14 protein-coding genes and 6 pseudogenes are annotated in these 14,242 nt (G+C 44.8%); 12 read left to right on the top strand and 8 right to left on the bottom strand.

The window, feature by feature from the left end; genetic code table 11:
- Window positions 1-22: 22 nt before the first annotated feature.
- The 3 genes from LEPTO7376_RS17740 to LEPTO7376_RS17730 all read right to left on the bottom strand — a co-directional run bounded on the left by LEPTO7376_RS17740 (window position 23) and on the right by LEPTO7376_RS17730 (window position 1,960).
- Entirely contained in the window at window positions 23-328 is a 306-nt protein-coding gene (locus LEPTO7376_RS17740) for a hypothetical protein (protein ID WP_160148505.1), read from the bottom strand.
- A gap of 165 nt (window positions 329-493) precedes the next feature.
- Window positions 494-1,036, bottom strand: coding sequence for a hypothetical protein (locus LEPTO7376_RS17735; protein WP_015135486.1), 543 nt, complete (start codon window positions 1,034-1,036; stop codon window positions 494-496).
- A 30-nt stretch (window positions 1,037-1,066) separates the two neighbouring features.
- Window positions 1,067-1,960 carry an alpha/beta fold hydrolase gene (locus LEPTO7376_RS17730; RefSeq protein ID WP_015135485.1) on the bottom strand — a complete coding sequence of 298 codons (894 nt, stop codon included), beginning with the start codon at window positions 1,958-1,960 and terminating at the stop codon, window positions 1,067-1,069.
- 240 nt (window positions 1,961-2,200) lie between these two features.
- On the opposite strand from LEPTO7376_RS17730, the gene clpS reads away from it, so the two are divergent.
- On the top strand, window positions 2,201-2,488 hold the full coding sequence (clpS, locus tag LEPTO7376_RS17725) for an ATP-dependent Clp protease adapter ClpS (RefSeq protein ID WP_015135484.1): 288 nt from the start codon (window positions 2,201-2,203) through the stop codon (window positions 2,486-2,488).
- 143 nt (window positions 2,489-2,631) lie between these two features.
- A complete protein-coding gene (locus LEPTO7376_RS17720) occupies window positions 2,632-3,849 on the top strand; it encodes a PQQ-dependent sugar dehydrogenase (protein ID WP_015135483.1) in 1,218 nt (405 codons plus the stop codon).
- A 57-nt stretch (window positions 3,850-3,906) separates the two neighbouring features.
- Here the strand turns inward: LEPTO7376_RS17720 and LEPTO7376_RS25920 are convergent.
- Window positions 3,907-4,993: pseudogene (locus LEPTO7376_RS25920) on the bottom strand (ISAs1 family transposase).
- A 108-nt stretch (window positions 4,994-5,101) separates the two neighbouring features.
- The gene (locus tag LEPTO7376_RS17705; RefSeq protein WP_071880708.1) at window positions 5,102-5,845 is read right to left on the bottom strand and encodes an ISAs1 family transposase; all 744 of its coding nucleotides are present in this window, start codon (window positions 5,843-5,845) and stop codon (window positions 5,102-5,104) included.
- 167 nt (window positions 5,846-6,012) lie between these two features.
- Here LEPTO7376_RS17705 and LEPTO7376_RS17700 point away from each other — a divergent pair, with 167 nt between their 5' ends.
- Window positions 6,013-6,741, top strand: a complete 729-nt coding sequence (locus tag LEPTO7376_RS17700; protein ID WP_051188814.1) for a DUF4158 domain-containing protein — start codon at window positions 6,013-6,015, stop codon at window positions 6,739-6,741.
- A 147-nt stretch (window positions 6,742-6,888) separates the two neighbouring features.
- Here LEPTO7376_RS17700 and LEPTO7376_RS17695 read toward each other — a convergent pair whose 3' ends face one another.
- Window positions 6,889-7,791, bottom strand: coding sequence for an IS256 family transposase (locus LEPTO7376_RS17695; RefSeq protein ID WP_083891152.1), 903 nt, complete (start codon window positions 7,789-7,791; stop codon window positions 6,889-6,891).
- Between LEPTO7376_RS17695 and LEPTO7376_RS17690 the strand changes: the two are divergent.
- A pseudogene (locus LEPTO7376_RS17690) lies at window positions 7,790-8,476 on the top strand (IS982 family transposase); the annotation flags it as partial. The gene LEPTO7376_RS17695 and the pseudogene LEPTO7376_RS17690 overlap by 2 nt on opposite strands.
- Before the next feature lie 8 nt (window positions 8,477-8,484).
- Here the strand turns inward: LEPTO7376_RS17690 and LEPTO7376_RS29200 are convergent.
- Window positions 8,485-9,356 (bottom strand): annotated as a pseudogene (locus LEPTO7376_RS29200) (IS630 family transposase).
- Window positions 9,357-9,419: 63 nt separating this feature from the next.
- Between LEPTO7376_RS29200 and LEPTO7376_RS25915 the strand changes: the two are divergent.
- The 8 genes and pseudogenes from LEPTO7376_RS25915 to LEPTO7376_RS17655 form a co-directional block, all read left to right on the top strand.
- Window positions 9,420-9,596 (top strand): annotated as a pseudogene (locus LEPTO7376_RS25915) (transposase); the annotation flags it as partial.
- Complete coding sequence (locus LEPTO7376_RS25910) at window positions 9,589-10,359, top strand: hypothetical protein (protein ID WP_160148503.1); 771 nt, start codon at window positions 9,589-9,591, stop codon at window positions 10,357-10,359. The pseudogene LEPTO7376_RS25915 and the gene LEPTO7376_RS25910, both read left to right, overlap by 8 nt.
- Window positions 10,360-10,490: 131 nt before the next feature.
- Window positions 10,491-11,500, top strand: a pseudogene (locus tag LEPTO7376_RS29195) (Tn3 family transposase).
- Complete coding sequence (locus LEPTO7376_RS28450; RefSeq protein WP_083891145.1) at window positions 11,382-11,846, top strand: Tn3 family transposase; 465 nt, start codon at window positions 11,382-11,384, stop codon at window positions 11,844-11,846. The pseudogene LEPTO7376_RS29195 and the gene LEPTO7376_RS28450 overlap by 119 nt, the downstream one beginning before the upstream one ends.
- Window positions 11,847-12,090: 244 nt before the next feature.
- Entirely contained in the window at window positions 12,091-12,435 is a 345-nt protein-coding gene (locus LEPTO7376_RS17670) for an IS5 family transposase (RefSeq protein WP_051188812.1), read from the top strand.
- Window positions 12,417-12,662, top strand: a complete 246-nt coding sequence (locus tag LEPTO7376_RS23840) for a transposase (protein WP_216700253.1) — start codon at window positions 12,417-12,419, stop codon at window positions 12,660-12,662. The genes LEPTO7376_RS17670 and LEPTO7376_RS23840 overlap by 19 nt, the downstream gene beginning before the upstream one ends.
- A 10-nt stretch (window positions 12,663-12,672) precedes the next feature.
- A protein-coding gene (locus LEPTO7376_RS25890) for an IS1 family transposase (RefSeq protein WP_015135481.1) occupies window positions 12,673-13,397 on the top strand; the annotation gives its coding sequence in 2 pieces (ribosomal slippage) (window positions 12,673-13,000 and window positions 13,000-13,397; 726 coding nt in all).
- A gap of 8 nt (window positions 13,398-13,405) precedes the next feature.
- Window positions 13,406-13,687: pseudogene (locus LEPTO7376_RS17655) on the top strand (transposase); the annotation flags it as partial.
- 54 nt (window positions 13,688-13,741) lie between these two features.
- Here LEPTO7376_RS17655 and LEPTO7376_RS17650 read toward each other — a convergent pair.
- Window positions 13,742-14,107 carry a transposase family protein gene (locus tag LEPTO7376_RS17650; RefSeq protein WP_051188810.1) on the bottom strand — a complete coding sequence of 122 codons (366 nt, stop codon included), beginning with the start codon at window positions 14,105-14,107 and terminating at the stop codon, window positions 13,742-13,744.
- Window positions 14,108-14,242 lie beyond the last annotated feature (135 nt).

Genomic DNA, 14,242 nt, shown 5'->3' with positions numbered 1-14,242 from the left:
GATTTACTCAGATAAGTTCACTTCAGCTGGAAAGCATCAACAAATAATCATTGAGGCTCATTGGAATGGCTACTAGATCTAGATCAAAATTCCCATTGTCATCATATCTTTCGTAGCCTCTTTGGATTTGTAGGGAGGAGTCAATTTTGATAAAAATGCCAGGGAAACCATTCGTGTCAGATAAATCTCCAATAGCAACATCTGTTTTTAAAGTTGAAGCTAACAAACAGCTCGTCTCTATAAATCTTTGATCATCGATATCATCAGTTAAAACTACATTGATGAATGTTCGGTAACCAGTTGCTTGATACACAATGTCAATTCCCATCAGTAATGTATCCGGTTGCATACATCGAGAGAAATACTCTGTTTGACTGCCAATAAACTCGAGGGGGATGTCGAGAATATCTCCTAGTAATTTGGATATTTGACTAACAGTGAATTTCTCGCGTAATGAAAACTCGTATATGTCCATCAAAGAATGGGATTGAAGTTAGGCGATCGCCCCAAATAGAGCAGTAGTGATTGTCCAAATATCCACTAAGCCGAGCAACATGGTGATGCTAAATAGCAACATATACATCCAAGGTTGGGATAGGGGATGGACATCGCTAGTGTCGATATTAGTTTTCTCTTCAACAATGCCAACCATCTTCGCAAAGCCAGCTACTCGCATTGGCAGTAAGTAAGCGCGATCACGATCCGCAGTGACGAAATAATAAACCATGCCGCCTTGTCCAGTGGTGCGCATTTTGAGCTGAGCAATTTCAGACCATTTCAATGACCAGCCTTTGCGGGAAATCATCCGAAACCATTGGGGATAGGTAACCTGAATACCTTCGTCATCCAACAAAACTTTTTCGCTGAGAGCACCATATAGAAAAACGCCACCGACAACGAAACCAATCCAAAGCCATGTTGAAGGCACTGGAGCATTGGTTACATCCGCCAAGAATGGAATCGGCACAATCAAAGTTGTGTAGAGACTCAATAAGGTGATGCGGATGAGAGGGGAAAGGTTGAAGGTTGTCGGCATAGCTGTAGGGCAAATCGAAATCAGAACAATCTAGGATGTAAAGTTTTGGGTGATCCAATTACGAATAATTTGGTTTACTTCGTCGGGAGTATCGTCGTGGGGACAATGTCCAGAGTTTAAATAATGTTCTGTGAGTTCGGGTCGGTATTGTTTGAATTTTGCGCCACGTTCTCTGGCCTTAATCCAAGGATCTTTCTCACCCCAAATCATCATCAGAGGTCGTTCCAATTGTTCGAGAAGGTGGTCAACCTTTGCGCCTTCAGGAGTGTTGAAAACTGCCCCAAATACTTTTCTTGCGCCGGGGTCATCAGATGGGCGACGGATTTCATCAATCAGTCTTTCGGTTACCGCATCTTGGTTTACATAAACTTTCTCAAGGGTTTTGCGAATAGTGGAGCGACGCTTTGTGTACTGAAAAATCATAAAGGTCGAAACGGGGCTAAAAAGCACTTTGCGTAATGCTTTCTGGAACGGCGATCGCTCCTTTTTATTAGGGTCACTAAAAGGGCCAGCGCTGTTGAGCAGAATCAAACCCTTCGCGGATTCGGGTCGTTGCGCTGCCACACAAAGGGATGCGTAACCCCCAAGGGAGTTTCCGGCGAGAACTACGGGTTTACCAACCACTTGAGTGACAAAATCATGGATTTGGTCACGCCATAAACTGCCACTATATTCTGTGTCTGCCTTTGGCGATCGCCCAAAACCAAGCATATCAATCGCCCAAATTGAAAAATCTTTTTGTAGTTCTGTAATATTTTTGCGCCAGTGATCCGTCGACGCACCAAAACCATGCACTAGCAATAGAGGTGGCTTGCCATTTGCTGCTCCAGCCTGCACATAGTGAATTTTGTGTCCACGCCAAGTCCAGTATTGACTCGGAGGATTTTCCGTAGTCGTAAGATTTGTTTCAGTAACAGCAGTCATATGGACGCTTTTGTAAATAAATGTTAATTCCTCATATTGTATCGCTTTCTTACTGAGCTTTCAGCCGATTATTCCGCGCTAAGATGAGAGCAACTTGATGTGCCATAACCAAAGCACCATCCGTTCTCTTTTTGAACGTGATCCGAGGCGATCGCCCAACATTTATCGCTCAGCAAAATCTTTTTGTCGAAATACTTTAAAGCAAACTAACCAAACAACTTTTTAGGAGATTCAATCATCATGTCTACAGGTGTGATCGAAAAGCGTTCTGCGGCCACAGTCCGTAAGCCAGCTCCCCGTTACCGCGTCCTACTCCACAACGACGACTTTAATCCTATGGAGCATGTCGTCCAAACCCTTATTCAGACTGTTGCGGGACTCACTCAGCCCCAAGCTGTGAGCATCATGATGGAAGCTCACACAAACGGCCTAGCCCTTGTCATCACATGTGTCCAAGAACATGCTGAATTTTATTGTGAAACCCTAAAAAGTCATGGCTTAAGCAGTACTATTGAGCCCGACGACTAAGCAATTTCTCAAATTCAATTCGCAAAATAGCGGGCTATCATCTCGGTCTTAATCCGCTTTAAAACAAATCTCGTTAGAGTAAGGAACAACTGCTAATTAGCGGCTCGTTGCTTACTTTTTTATTGTTTATTGCACACATCCCCATGGGACATTATTTTTCGCCTGTCTTTGCGGTTTTACTCATTAGTAGCTTGGGATCAATAGCGGGTTGCGCATCCCAATCTTTCACCACTGAGGCGATCGCCCTGATGAGTCCAGACGTGGAAACGTTGCCTGTAGAGGAGGTCGAGCTAGAAATTATTGCAGAGGGATTAGATCATCCTTGGGGTATGGCATGGCTACCAAATGGCGATATTTTAATTACTGAGCGGGCTGGCAAACTCAGAATTGTTCGGGAGGGGGTGTTAGAGGAAAAGGCGATCGCTGGAGTTACGGAAGTCGCAGATATCACCGCCCAACAAGTTTTTGCATCGCGGCAGGGAGGATTGTTAGATATTGCCTTGCATCTCCGCTTTGAAGAAAACCAATGGATTTACTTCACCTATGCCCATGGCACCCAAGATGCCAATCGAACCCGTGTCGCTAGAGCAAAATTTGATGGTGAAGCATTAAGTGATTGGGAAGTTATTTTTGAAGTTGCTCAAGCAAAAAAAGGCGGTCAACATTTCGGCTCCCGCTTGACATGGCTTCCCGATGAAACCCTCCTCATTTCCATTGGTGATGGCGGTAATCCCCCGTTAAAAGTTGATGGCGATCTCAGCCGCAAACAATCCCAAAACCTCGGTAGTCATCTCGGCAAAGTTTTACGCATTCATGACGATGGCAGCATTCCTGACGACAACCCTTTTATCGATAATCCCGAAGCAGAACCAGAAGTTTGGAGCTATGGTCACCGCAATATTCAGGGCATGGTCTTTGATTCTTACCGACAAAAAGTTTGGGCTACAGAACATGGCTCACGTGGAGGTGACGAACTAAATTTAGTGAAGGCAGACAATAACTACGGTTGGCCGGATGTGTCTTTCAGTGCCGAATATTCCACAGGTCAGCCCGTTGCTCCGGTGAATACCCGTGAAGATATCACCAATCCCACTAGGGTTTGGACACCTTCTATTGCCCCATCTGGTCTCGCTGTTTATACGGGCGATCGCTACTTGGGTTGGCACGGCAATCTGTTTGCAGGCGGATTAGTTTCAAAAGATATTCGGCGAATGCAAATCGAAAAAGATGGAGCGATGGTCATCGAATCTCGCATTATTATTGGCCAGCGAGTCCGAGATATTCGCCAAGCTCCAGATGAACATCTTTATGTTTTGACGGATGAAGATTCAGGCCAACTTCTTAAACTCAATCCCCAATAAAAAAGCCCAAGTCCCCTTTCTAAAGAGCAGGGCTGTTTCATTCTTGAGAGAAAGAAGCTAAGCAGTACACAACGATAGTAAAAACGGTAATCGGTGAGAAATCAGAGCTATGGCTTCCGTTATGGATGAATAGCCGTTCAATCTCAATAGCGAGATTACCCAACTACGGAAGATGGCAAAGTTCTCTGGAGCATGGCCATCTTTTTGTTGTGCTTTGTCTTCCCCAAGAAGTGCATCCTTTACCCAATGTAGGTTGTTCTCGATTTGCCAATGCTGTCGAATTACTCGACTCAGCTTTAGTCCTTGTGGTGGTAATGAAGTGATGTAGAACATCTGATTTTCATAGTCTTGGCTCTGCCTCTGTCCCCACCGAGTCATGCGGACAACGGATTGTATATCTTTCCATTCTGGCGTTAGTGAAGTCGGCACAGACCAGACTTCTACTCGTCTTTTTTCAGAACGACCATGACCAACATTTTGGGATTCATGTTGAGCGATTGGCTTTTGTTCCTGACAGTAGTTTGTTAAAGCTTGATACAGCTTTTTCTGGTTGCCTTTGACTGTCACTAGGTAGTCATGTCCGCGTTGTCTGAGTAACTGGATTGTTTTTTTGAGTGTGTAAGGCATCTAAAGTCACAGTGACTGATGGTAAATCTAACTCTGTCAGTAATTGCCGGATTACTGAGATTTCACTCTCTTTCTTATTCCGACTCATTTTCATGCCCAAAACAACTTGTCGCTGCTGACAGAATAAAGACACTGCTGTGACAAAATCTTGACTCTTGTTGTCATAGTTTTGCACGGTGTTTTTGAGGGATTTACCGTCCCCAGCCACAATGTCTCCCTTTCTCACATATTGTCTTGCCCATTGGTTAAAGACTTGTGTCACTTGCTGGAAATCTAATTCCATCATCACTCGCCGTACCGTTGAGTAGGAGGGGACACGAGCTTCAGGAATCTGTAAGGTGCTAATCAGCTCCCGGCGATGTCGCTCAATAAATCGCCCAATACCTCGATATCCCCATTCACCACTCATACCTGCCATGATGATTATCAGTAATATCAAAGATAATGAGTGTCTTCGTCCGGAAGCCTGTCTCGGGTCTTCAATACGACTCAGTGTATCGAGTAAGCTTTCGCTCATTTTTCATCGTTGAACGCCTATCTCCTCTTATTCTCTCTATTTTCTCGACAGAATGAAACAACCCTGCTTTAGAAGGGGCAGGGCTGTTTCATTCTGTCGAGAAAAAGGCTAAGAAGTACAAAAAGACAGTAAGAGAGGTAGTTTATGAGAAATCATCGCCATGGCTTCCGTCATGGAGTGATAACCATGTAATCGCAATAGCGAAATCACCCAGCTACGGAAGATAGCAAAATTCTGCGGAGCATTACCTCGTGTCTGTTGTGCTTGGTCTTCTTGGAAGATGACATCCTTGACCCAATGCAAGTTGTTCTCAATTTGCCAATGTTGACGAATCACCCGGCTTAACTTCTGCCCCTGGGGTGATAGTGATGTGATGTAGAACATTTGATTGTCATAGTCTTTGTTTTGTCTGCAACCCCAACGAGTTACTCGCACAACAGACTGGACATCACACCATTGCGTTGTGAAAAATGTCGGTAGAGACCAAACTTCCACCCACCGTTTCTCCTGACGACCATGATCAATATCCTTTGATTCAGTTTTGGCGAGTGGTTCATGCTCCAGACAATAGTCAATAAGAACTTGATACAACTTTTTCTGATTACCTTTGACTGTAATCACATAATCATGCTGATGATGTCGGGTAGCTGAACTGTTTTTTTGAGTGTGTAAGGCATCTAAGGTCACAGTCACTGGAGGCAAATCCAACTCTTCCAGTAACTGCTGAATCACCGATATTTCACTTTCTTGCTTATTTCGGCTCATCTTGATGCCCAAGGCTATTTTTCGTTGTTGACAGAATAAGGATATTGCTGTGACAAAATCTTGACTGTTGTTGTCGGGGTAATGCAAGCGTAGCTGTAACGAAGTGCCATAAGCTTAAAACATTTGTCCTGTATGGGTTCCAGCCCATGTTTTCCGCCACCGTAAAAAACTAGCAATCGGTTAAATGATAAGTTTCACTTATATTGACTGGTGTGACCTGACGCTCGCCAGAGACGTGATTCTAAAGGCCTGGAATGAAACGAAAATGGGAAAATCAAGAGCTAGTTGAGCATTGGACAATTGACCAAGATGACCGACTCCTTGTCTTGCAAAAGCGTGGGGTTAATCGTCTAGGTTTTGCCCTCTTACTGAAATTTTTTCAGTGGAAAGGACGATTTCCGGAAAAGCAATATGAGATTCCTCGTATGGTTCGTACTTTTATTGCAGAGCAGCTGTCAGTAGATGTAGAAGGCTATGGCCAGTATGACTGGAAAGGAAGAGGCATCAAGCGCCACCGAGTCGAAATTCGCCAGCGATACAGCTTTCGGCGTACGGGCAAAAAAGAGCTTGATAATCTACGTCAGTGGCTAATTGAAGAGGTTGTGCCACGGGTAATTAATGATAGACAACTGAAGGCATCGCTCTATGAAGAGCTAAGAAGCCGCAAGCTGGAACCGCCGACCTATGCGCAAATCGAACGACTGATTAATTCAGCTCATCACCAGTTTGAGCTCCAGCTATGCGATTCGATAATGAAACAATTGCCAGTGAAATGCCGCAAAGGATTGGATAAACTCACTGGACCACAGTCAGATTCCTGGGTTTTAGACCCCGATAAAATTCCGCTGAACCAACTCAAGGAAGAGGTGGGGAGAGTAGGTCTCAACAGCTTGAAGGCAGAGTTATCAAAACTCTCAACAATCGAAGAGTTAGTGCTACCCATAGAGCTGTTCAAAGACCTAAATAACGTGAGTTCGGGATAAGAAAGAAAAAGGAGAAAGTGCATATTGTGGAAGTTGATAAGCAGTCCACTACTTTCTCCCATGACCGGTCTAGAACCTTTGTTTTGTTCCATTGATGATTTTTGCCAAGTCTTGGGATCGTCAAGAATTTTGTGTAAGCCAAGAAAATTAGTGAAGAAAATACTCTGGATTATCAATGGCAAAATAGCTCAAAGCTCTTTTCCAATGGGGTATTGGTATCGTCCATCTCTTCATCAAATGCTTCAGGGCTAAATACAGCAATTTCAGGGCAGCATCTGCATGGGGGAACATGCTCTTGGTTTTTAACACCTTGCGCAAAGAGCGATTGACCGCCTCAATGGCATTGGTGGTGTAAATGATGCGACGGATGGGAGCTGGATAATCAAATAATGGAATGATGTTGTCCCAATGATTCAGCCATATTTGGGAAATAGTGGGGTAGATGCCGTCCCAACGCTCCGCAAAAGCAGTTAAGGCGGATTCTGCCTCGGAAACTGTGGCGGCCTGGTAAATAGGCTTGAGGTCTGACACCACGGACTTACGGTCTTTCCAAGAAACGAATTTCAGGCTATTTCGTATCAGATGAACGATACATAATTGCACTCTCGTTTTTGGGAACACCGCTTCAATGGCAGCGGGAAATCCCTTCAACCCATCCACACAAGCTATACAGATATGTTCGACTCCCCGATGGTGGATTTCATTCAGCACTGATAACCAAAATTTTGCCCCCTCTCCTCCCGAGGATAGCCACATTCCTAAGACCTCCTTGTGACCGGACTGCTTCACTCCCAGTGCTAGGTACAGAGTGTGATTCGTGACCCGTCCTTCCTCTCTGATTTTTATTCTCATGCCATCCAGCCACAGGATTGGATATATCTCCTCCAGAGGACGATGCTGCCATGCTTTGATTTCTTCCATCACTGCCTTGGTATTACAGTTGACCTCTTGCAAAAGGGGTGAGAGTAGGTAACGTGAGTTCTGGATAAGGAAAGAAAAGGAGAAAGCCCATATCGTGGAAGTTGTAACGAATCCACGGCTTTCTCCCATGTCCAGTCTAGAGGCTCTGTTTTGCCATGTTAATGATTTCTGCCAAGTCTTTGAACCCTTATGGCATCAAGCGTTACTCAGCTCTGGCAAAAAATACCGTCGCCGTCAGAGAAGCCTCAGTCTGAGTGAGGTGATGACTATTCTCATTGCTTTCCATCAATCTCACTATCGAAATTTCAAGCATTTCTATCTCATCAAGGTGAAATGCGATTGGCAACAAGAGTTTCCTCTAGCTGTGAGCTATCAACGCTTTGTGACATGGATACCTTCGAGCTTGATTCCTCTCTGTACATATCTGCGACGATGCTTCGGACAATGCACTGGTATTAGCTTCATTGATGCCACCAGCATCAAGGTTTGCCATAATCGCCGTATCTCTCAACACCGTGTTTTTGAAGGTTGCGCGGCAAGGGGCAAGACTTCGGTGGGATGGTTCTTCGGCTTCAAACTACACCTGGTCATCAATGAGCGAGGAGAATTACTCAACGTCCAAGTGACGCTCGGAAATACCGATGACCGCCAACCTGTAGTGGAGTTATGGCAAGACTTATGGGGTAAAGTCTTTGCCGATAAAGGCTATGTCTCACAATCTTTAGCCCAGCATCTTCAAGAGGAACATGAGGTGACCCTAATGGCTAAACCTCGTCGAAATATGAAGCATCATTTGATGGTTTATAGCAGCGAAGGAGAAGGTTAGGACATAGAACAGAAGGCTATTCTGATGGCATCGAACAAATCCTCAGTCTTCTTGATGAGCTTACTTACCTCCTTCTTTAACCTCCCCCAAAACTTCTCTATCTTGTTCAGGTGTGGTGAGTAGGGTGGCAAAAATATCACTTCACATCCTGCCTTCGCCACCAATGTTTGTATTCTTTCCTTTGGATGAACACTGGCATTATCCAGAATAATAATTTGACCCGGAATCAACTCTGGCACTAAGCAATCCTCTACCCATTGGCAAACTAAGGCGCTGTTGGCATAGCCCTCAAATACCATCGGTGCTATCTGCTCTCCCTCTCGCCATCCTCCAATCACGCTAACTCGTTCTGTACGATGACCTAACTTCTCTGCGATAAACCTCTCTGACTTATGGCAGTAGCCATACCCATAATCTAAGGTATTATCAAATCCACTTTCATCGATATATACGAGTCGTTCTTGGACATACTGCTTCAGTTGTGCCACAAATGCTTTTTCTAATTCTTTATCTCTCTCTTGATATCGATAGGTCTTTTTTTTCGAGTAAATTCAATTTTCCGTAGAGCTTCACGTCTGGATGCATCACTAATAGACTCTGGCCATTTCTCCGCCATTTCCTTCTGGGTTAGATGCCCATATTTCTCTGCAAAAGCACGAAAAGCATCTAGATCATTAATCTTCGGTTGAGGGCCTCGACGGTAATCTGTCTTCGGAGCGACTGAACCGATTTTCTCTCGTTGTTTCAGCCACAGGTCTAGCGTATTTCGGCTAATACCAAAGAAGCGACAGATATCACTTTTTCGTTCACCTTTATCGAAGGCGGCAACAGCTTTTAGGCGTAAATCAAGACTATGGGGAGCAGGCATGGCATCTATGTTTATTGCTTCTATCCTATTCTGTCTTAACCCACTCCTTGCCTGCTATATCAAGATAAACTTTTTGCTCGTAAGCGGGCTTTGATTGAGACAGTTATTGACCAACTGAAGAACATCTCACAGATTGAACATTCCCGACATCGCAGTCCCACAAACTTTTGTGTGAACTTGCTGTGTGGGCTGATTGCTTACTGCCATCAACCCAAAAAACCTTCTTTACAGCTTGATTAGACCTATCATTCCTTATCCAGAACTCACGTTAAATAGTCGTCTGGTAGAGCGCTATCGGCAGCGGGTCGAAACCGAGTCACTCACAGAGATTCGTCGACACCCAATATCAATTCGCTACCTGTTGTTATCGGCGTTCTGTTCTCAGCGCTCGCAGGAGATAGTGGATAACATCATTGAATTGTTTATTCTGTTGGTGCACCGGCTAGAAAGCCGTAGCCGCAAGCGAGCCTCTTCAGAGCTCATTGCAACAGCCCAGACAACAGAAAACCATGACCAACTGCTTTATCAGATTGCAATGGCAGCGCTTGCTCAGCCAGAAGGCACAGTCCAAGAAGTAATCTATCCAGTAGCGCACGAGACCCAGCTAGAGACTATTGTGGAGCATTTAGGTGAAGGTGGCCAAAGCTTTAGAGAACGCCTCCATAGTAAGATGCGCCTTGCTTATACCCGCTACTATCGTCGCCTATTACCGCTGATTCTCAAGGCTCTGGAGTTTCGCTCTGATAGTCTCAATTTGCAGCCATTACTAAAGGCTATCAAGGTGCTAAAAATCTCTGCTGAATTTCCCAGTGCTGAACCTTATGCAGCAGAGATAGATGTGCCGATGGATGGAGTACTGAGCATGGATTGGCAGGAAACTGTAATGGTCACTGGAAAGGGAGGTGAACCTAGGGTTGACCGTGCTCATTATGAGCTAGGAGTCTTACGCACTATCCGCGAAAAACTGCGCTGTAAGGAATTAGCTGTAAGGAATTATGGGTGAAGGGAGCTAAACGCTATTGCAATCCCGATGATGACTTGCCTCGAGACTTTGAAAGCAAGCGAAAGCAGTATTATCAAGACCTTCAGCAGCCACTAGATGCTGCGACTTTTATTGAGGACCTTCAGTCGGAAATGACAGAAGCACTCACCGAGTTCAACCAAGGACTGTCAAACAATCCAAAAGTGAAACTCCTGAACAATCGAGGAGGGTGGATTCATCTGATACCGGTTCCCAAACAGCCGGAACCAGAGCGTTTGATGGCATTGAAGAAAGAGATTACCAATCGCTGGTCAATAGTGCCATTGCTCGATGTGCTGAAAGAGACAGAAATGCGGCTTCAGTTCACTGGGCACTTCAAAAGTATAGGGAGTCGTGAAGCACTGGCTCCAGGGGAGTTACGCAAACGGCTGTTACTCTGTCTCTATGCAGCAGGGACTAACCTCGGTATTCAGAGGATTGCCCACGGTGAACATGGGGTCAGTGCCTCTGAGCTTCGCTATATCCAACGCAAGTTTGTCTCGAAAACGGCATTGTCTCAGGCAATTGGTGATGTGGCCAATGCCATCTTCCGCGTCAGATTACCTCACATCTGGGGCGAAGCCACTACTGCCTGCGCTTCTGACTCCAAGCAGTTTGGCACTTGGGACCAGAATTTGATGACGGAATGGCACGCTCGCTACAAAGGGCGCGAGGGGTCATGATCTACTGGCATGTAGAAAAAAAGGCTGTCTGCATTCATTCCCAGCTCAAGCGTTGCTCCTCCTCAGAAGTCGCTTCCATGATTAAGGGGGTGCTCAGACATTGCTCTCAAATGTCCATCAACAAAAGCTATGTTGATACCCATGGCCAAAGTGAGGTCGGCTTTGCCTTTGCTCATCTCTTAGGTTTTCAGTTAATGCCTCGGATTAGGAACATTCAGAAGCAGAAGCTCTATCTATCAGAAAAGGGACAAAAACAGCAATTGGAGAATCTCGCATCAATCATCAAGCGACCTATCCGCTGGCAGCTGATTCGAGCGCAGTATGATGCCATGGTCAAGTTTGCCACTGCTCTTAAAACAAGACACTGCCGAGCCAGAAGTGATTCTTGCTCGCTTTACGCGCAATCATGCCAAACACCCAGTTTATCTCGCTTTAGCTGAGCTGGGTAGAGCAGTGAAAACCGTCTTCTTGTGTCGGTATCTACATGATGAGCGAGTTAGGCAAGAGATTCAGGAAGGTTTGAATGTTGTTGAGAACTGGAACAGTGCCAATGATTTTATCTTCTATGCCAAAAATGGTGACCTCACCGCCAGCAGAGTCGCACTACAAGAGATCTCCATGCTCTGCCTACATCTGCTCCAGATCAGTTTAGTTTACATAAACACACTGCTGATTCAGGAGGTTCTCTCTGACCCGCAATGGATGCAACAAATGGGTGTGGATGAGCTAAGAGCATTAACACCGCTGATTTATTCTCATGTCAATCCCTATGGCATTTTCGCTTAGTCATGACTGAACGATTGCTGATTGAGGATATTGCAAGCTGATGACTAGATTTTTGTGACCATCTCTTTTGCATCTCTGAGACGGAAAAAACCATCTTTGGAGACATAAGTTTAACTTATGGAAATACACCCTATTTGCTGCATGTGAAAGCTTGCACCATGCTTAGAGGATGTTTAAAAAAGGTATCGCAAGCAGAAAAAAAGAGATTTAGTCTGTAGAAGTACTGAAATCTCTGAATAAAATCATGTCTGAATCATATCCAACAAATCTCAGTGATGACCAGTGGCATCTCCTAAAACCATTATTGCCATCAGTAAAGTCTGGAGGAAGACCTCGCTCCGTTGACTTGAGACAGGTGGTGAATGCCCTGCTGTATATCCTGATGGGAGGGATTGCCTGGCGTTCCTTGCCCCATGACTTTCCCAAATGGCAAACAGTCTATTGGTACTTTGCCCAATGGCGCGATGATGGCACCCTCGAATGTATCAATCAGACCCTCTACGAGTATGAGCGTACAGCTAATCATGACCGCCCTCCTCTCCTAGCTATGTGGTGGTGGATTCTCAGTCGGTGGATAGTGCCTCGATGATTCATGAGCACGTTGGGATTGACGGCAATAAACGGGTAAAGGGGAGGAAACGACACATCATAGGAGATAGCCTTGGTCTTTTGATGGTTGCTGTTGTCACTGCCGCTAATGTTAGTGATACACAAGGATTACGACTGCTATTAGAGAGATTACGACAAAATTCATTCAATTTTCGAGAGTTTCAAGTAGGTAATGCTATAGCAAAATGGGGGGAGTCGTTTCCTTAAAATTCTCTCTATGACAATTCATTGTCCTCAATGTAACGCTCAAAACATCATCAAAAGTGGATTCGCTAAAAATCGTCAACGATTTAAGTGTAAGCAGTGCAATTATCAATTTACAAGCTTTTCTAAAGAGCGGGGCAAGCCTCTCTGGATGAAATTAGAAGCTGTATTGATGTATATGAGTGGTATGTCCATGAATGCGACAGCCAAGATTCTCGGTGTATCAGCTCAATCAGTGCTCAATTGGGTAAGAGATTTCGGTGAAGCCAATTATGAAAAGCCCACTCCTGAGTCTGCTGTCGTGGTGGAGCTAGATGAGCTATGGCATTTTATCCAAGAGAAAAAAACAAACTTTGGGTCTGGAAAGCATATGACCGTAATACTGGGCGACTCATTGACTGGGAATTGGGAAGTCGTGATAGTCGAACTTTAGGTCATTTACTAGAGCGGTTCTCGCAATGGCAAATCACTGTCTATTGCACCGATAATTGGAAACCCTATCAACAGCTATTAGAGAATCACCCAGATGCTTTTCATGTCATTAGCAAGAAAGAGACAATAGCAATTGAGAGAAACAATTCAGATAATCGCCATTGGTTTGCTCGGTTTCATCGCAGGACGAAAGTTGTCTCAAAATCGAGACAGATGGTTGACTTGACTATGGCATTGTTTGCAAAATTCAGAGTCAATGGAAGCATTAATTTACTGCGCAACTGGCGTATAGCATTACTGAATTGAAACTCTCCAATTTTCAACGATGGTATTTGCTCTATGTCGATGGAGGCTATCGAGGTCAGGCGCTCTGCCATTGGGTAATGGATACTTTTGGCGTTATTTTGCAGATGGTGCTGCGCCCATCTGAACGCAAAGACTTCTGCTTACTCCCTCGTCGTTGGGTGATTGAGCGTACCTTTGGATGGTTTTATTGGTGTCGTCGTCTCAGCCGCGATTATGAATACACTACTGCAAGTGCGGAGGCCTTTCTCTATCTTGCTTCTATTCGGTTATTACTGAGAAGACTTGCTTAAAACTTTTACTTTTCAAACATCCTCTTATGGCACTTCGTTGCAGCTACGCTTGCATTACCCCTTGTCAGAGTTCTCCACTGTATTCTTAAGAGATTTACAATCCCCTGCCACTACATCCCCTTTTCTTACATGCTGCCTTGCCCACTGATTAAATACTTTGGCTACCTGCTCAAAATCTAATTCCATCATCATTCGCCGAACAGTTGAATAGGAGGGCACACGGGCTTGAGGAATCTGCAGCGTCTTAATCAGTTCACGACGATGTCGTTCGATAAAGCGTCCAATACCTCGATATCCCCACTCGTCTCTCATACCTGCCATGATGATAATTAACAAGATTAGAGGCAGTGAGTATCTTCGTCCTGATGCTTCTCTTGGGTCTTCAATACGATTCAATGCCTCCAGCAAACTTTCGCCCATTTTTTGTCACCAACTTCTTCTTTACTCTCATTCTCTTACTTCTTCTTTAGAATGAAACAGCCCTGCCTCTCGGGAGGGGACTGAGGGGTGGGTTCTCCGTAGGTTGCGACACTCATCGAAACCCCTTCCTCATAC

Origin of the sequence: [Leptolyngbya] sp. PCC 7376 (assembly GCF_000316605.1) — a bacterium.
GTDB lineage: Bacteria > Cyanobacteriota > Cyanobacteriia > Cyanobacteriales > MRBY01 > MRBY01.
This window is presented reverse-complemented; position numbering and strand designations above follow the sequence as displayed.

Excerpts from the sequence above, each read along its gene's own strand:
- LEPTO7376_RS17700 (WP_051188814.1), top strand. The coding sequence starts at position 6,013 with ATGAAACGAAAATGGGAAAATCAAGAGCTAGTTGAGCATTGGACAATT.
- LEPTO7376_RS17695 (WP_083891152.1), bottom strand. The coding sequence starts at position 7,791 with ATGGGAGAAAGCCGTGGATTCGTTACAACTTCCACGATATGGGCTTTC.
- LEPTO7376_RS17735 (WP_015135486.1), bottom strand. The coding sequence starts at position 1,036 with ATGCCGACAACCTTCAACCTTTCCCCTCTCATCCGCATCACCTTATTG.
- LEPTO7376_RS17720 (WP_015135483.1), top strand. The coding sequence starts at position 2,632 with ATGGGACATTATTTTTCGCCTGTCTTTGCGGTTTTACTCATTAGTAGC.
- LEPTO7376_RS28450 (WP_083891145.1), top strand. The coding sequence starts at position 11,382 with ATGATGCCATGGTCAAGTTTGCCACTGCTCTTAAAACAAGACACTGCC.
- LEPTO7376_RS17670 (WP_051188812.1), top strand. The coding sequence starts at position 12,091 with ATGTCTGAATCATATCCAACAAATCTCAGTGATGACCAGTGGCATCTC.
- LEPTO7376_RS17740 (WP_160148505.1), bottom strand. The coding sequence starts at position 328 with ATGGGAATTGACATTGTGTATCAAGCAACTGGTTACCGAACATTCATC.
- LEPTO7376_RS17730 (WP_015135485.1), bottom strand. The coding sequence starts at position 1,960 with ATGACTGCTGTTACTGAAACAAATCTTACGACTACGGAAAATCCTCCG.
- clpS (WP_015135484.1), top strand. The coding sequence starts at position 2,201 with ATGTCTACAGGTGTGATCGAAAAGCGTTCTGCGGCCACAGTCCGTAAG.
- LEPTO7376_RS17650 (WP_051188810.1), bottom strand. The coding sequence starts at position 14,107 with ATGGGCGAAAGTTTGCTGGAGGCATTGAATCGTATTGAAGACCCAAGA.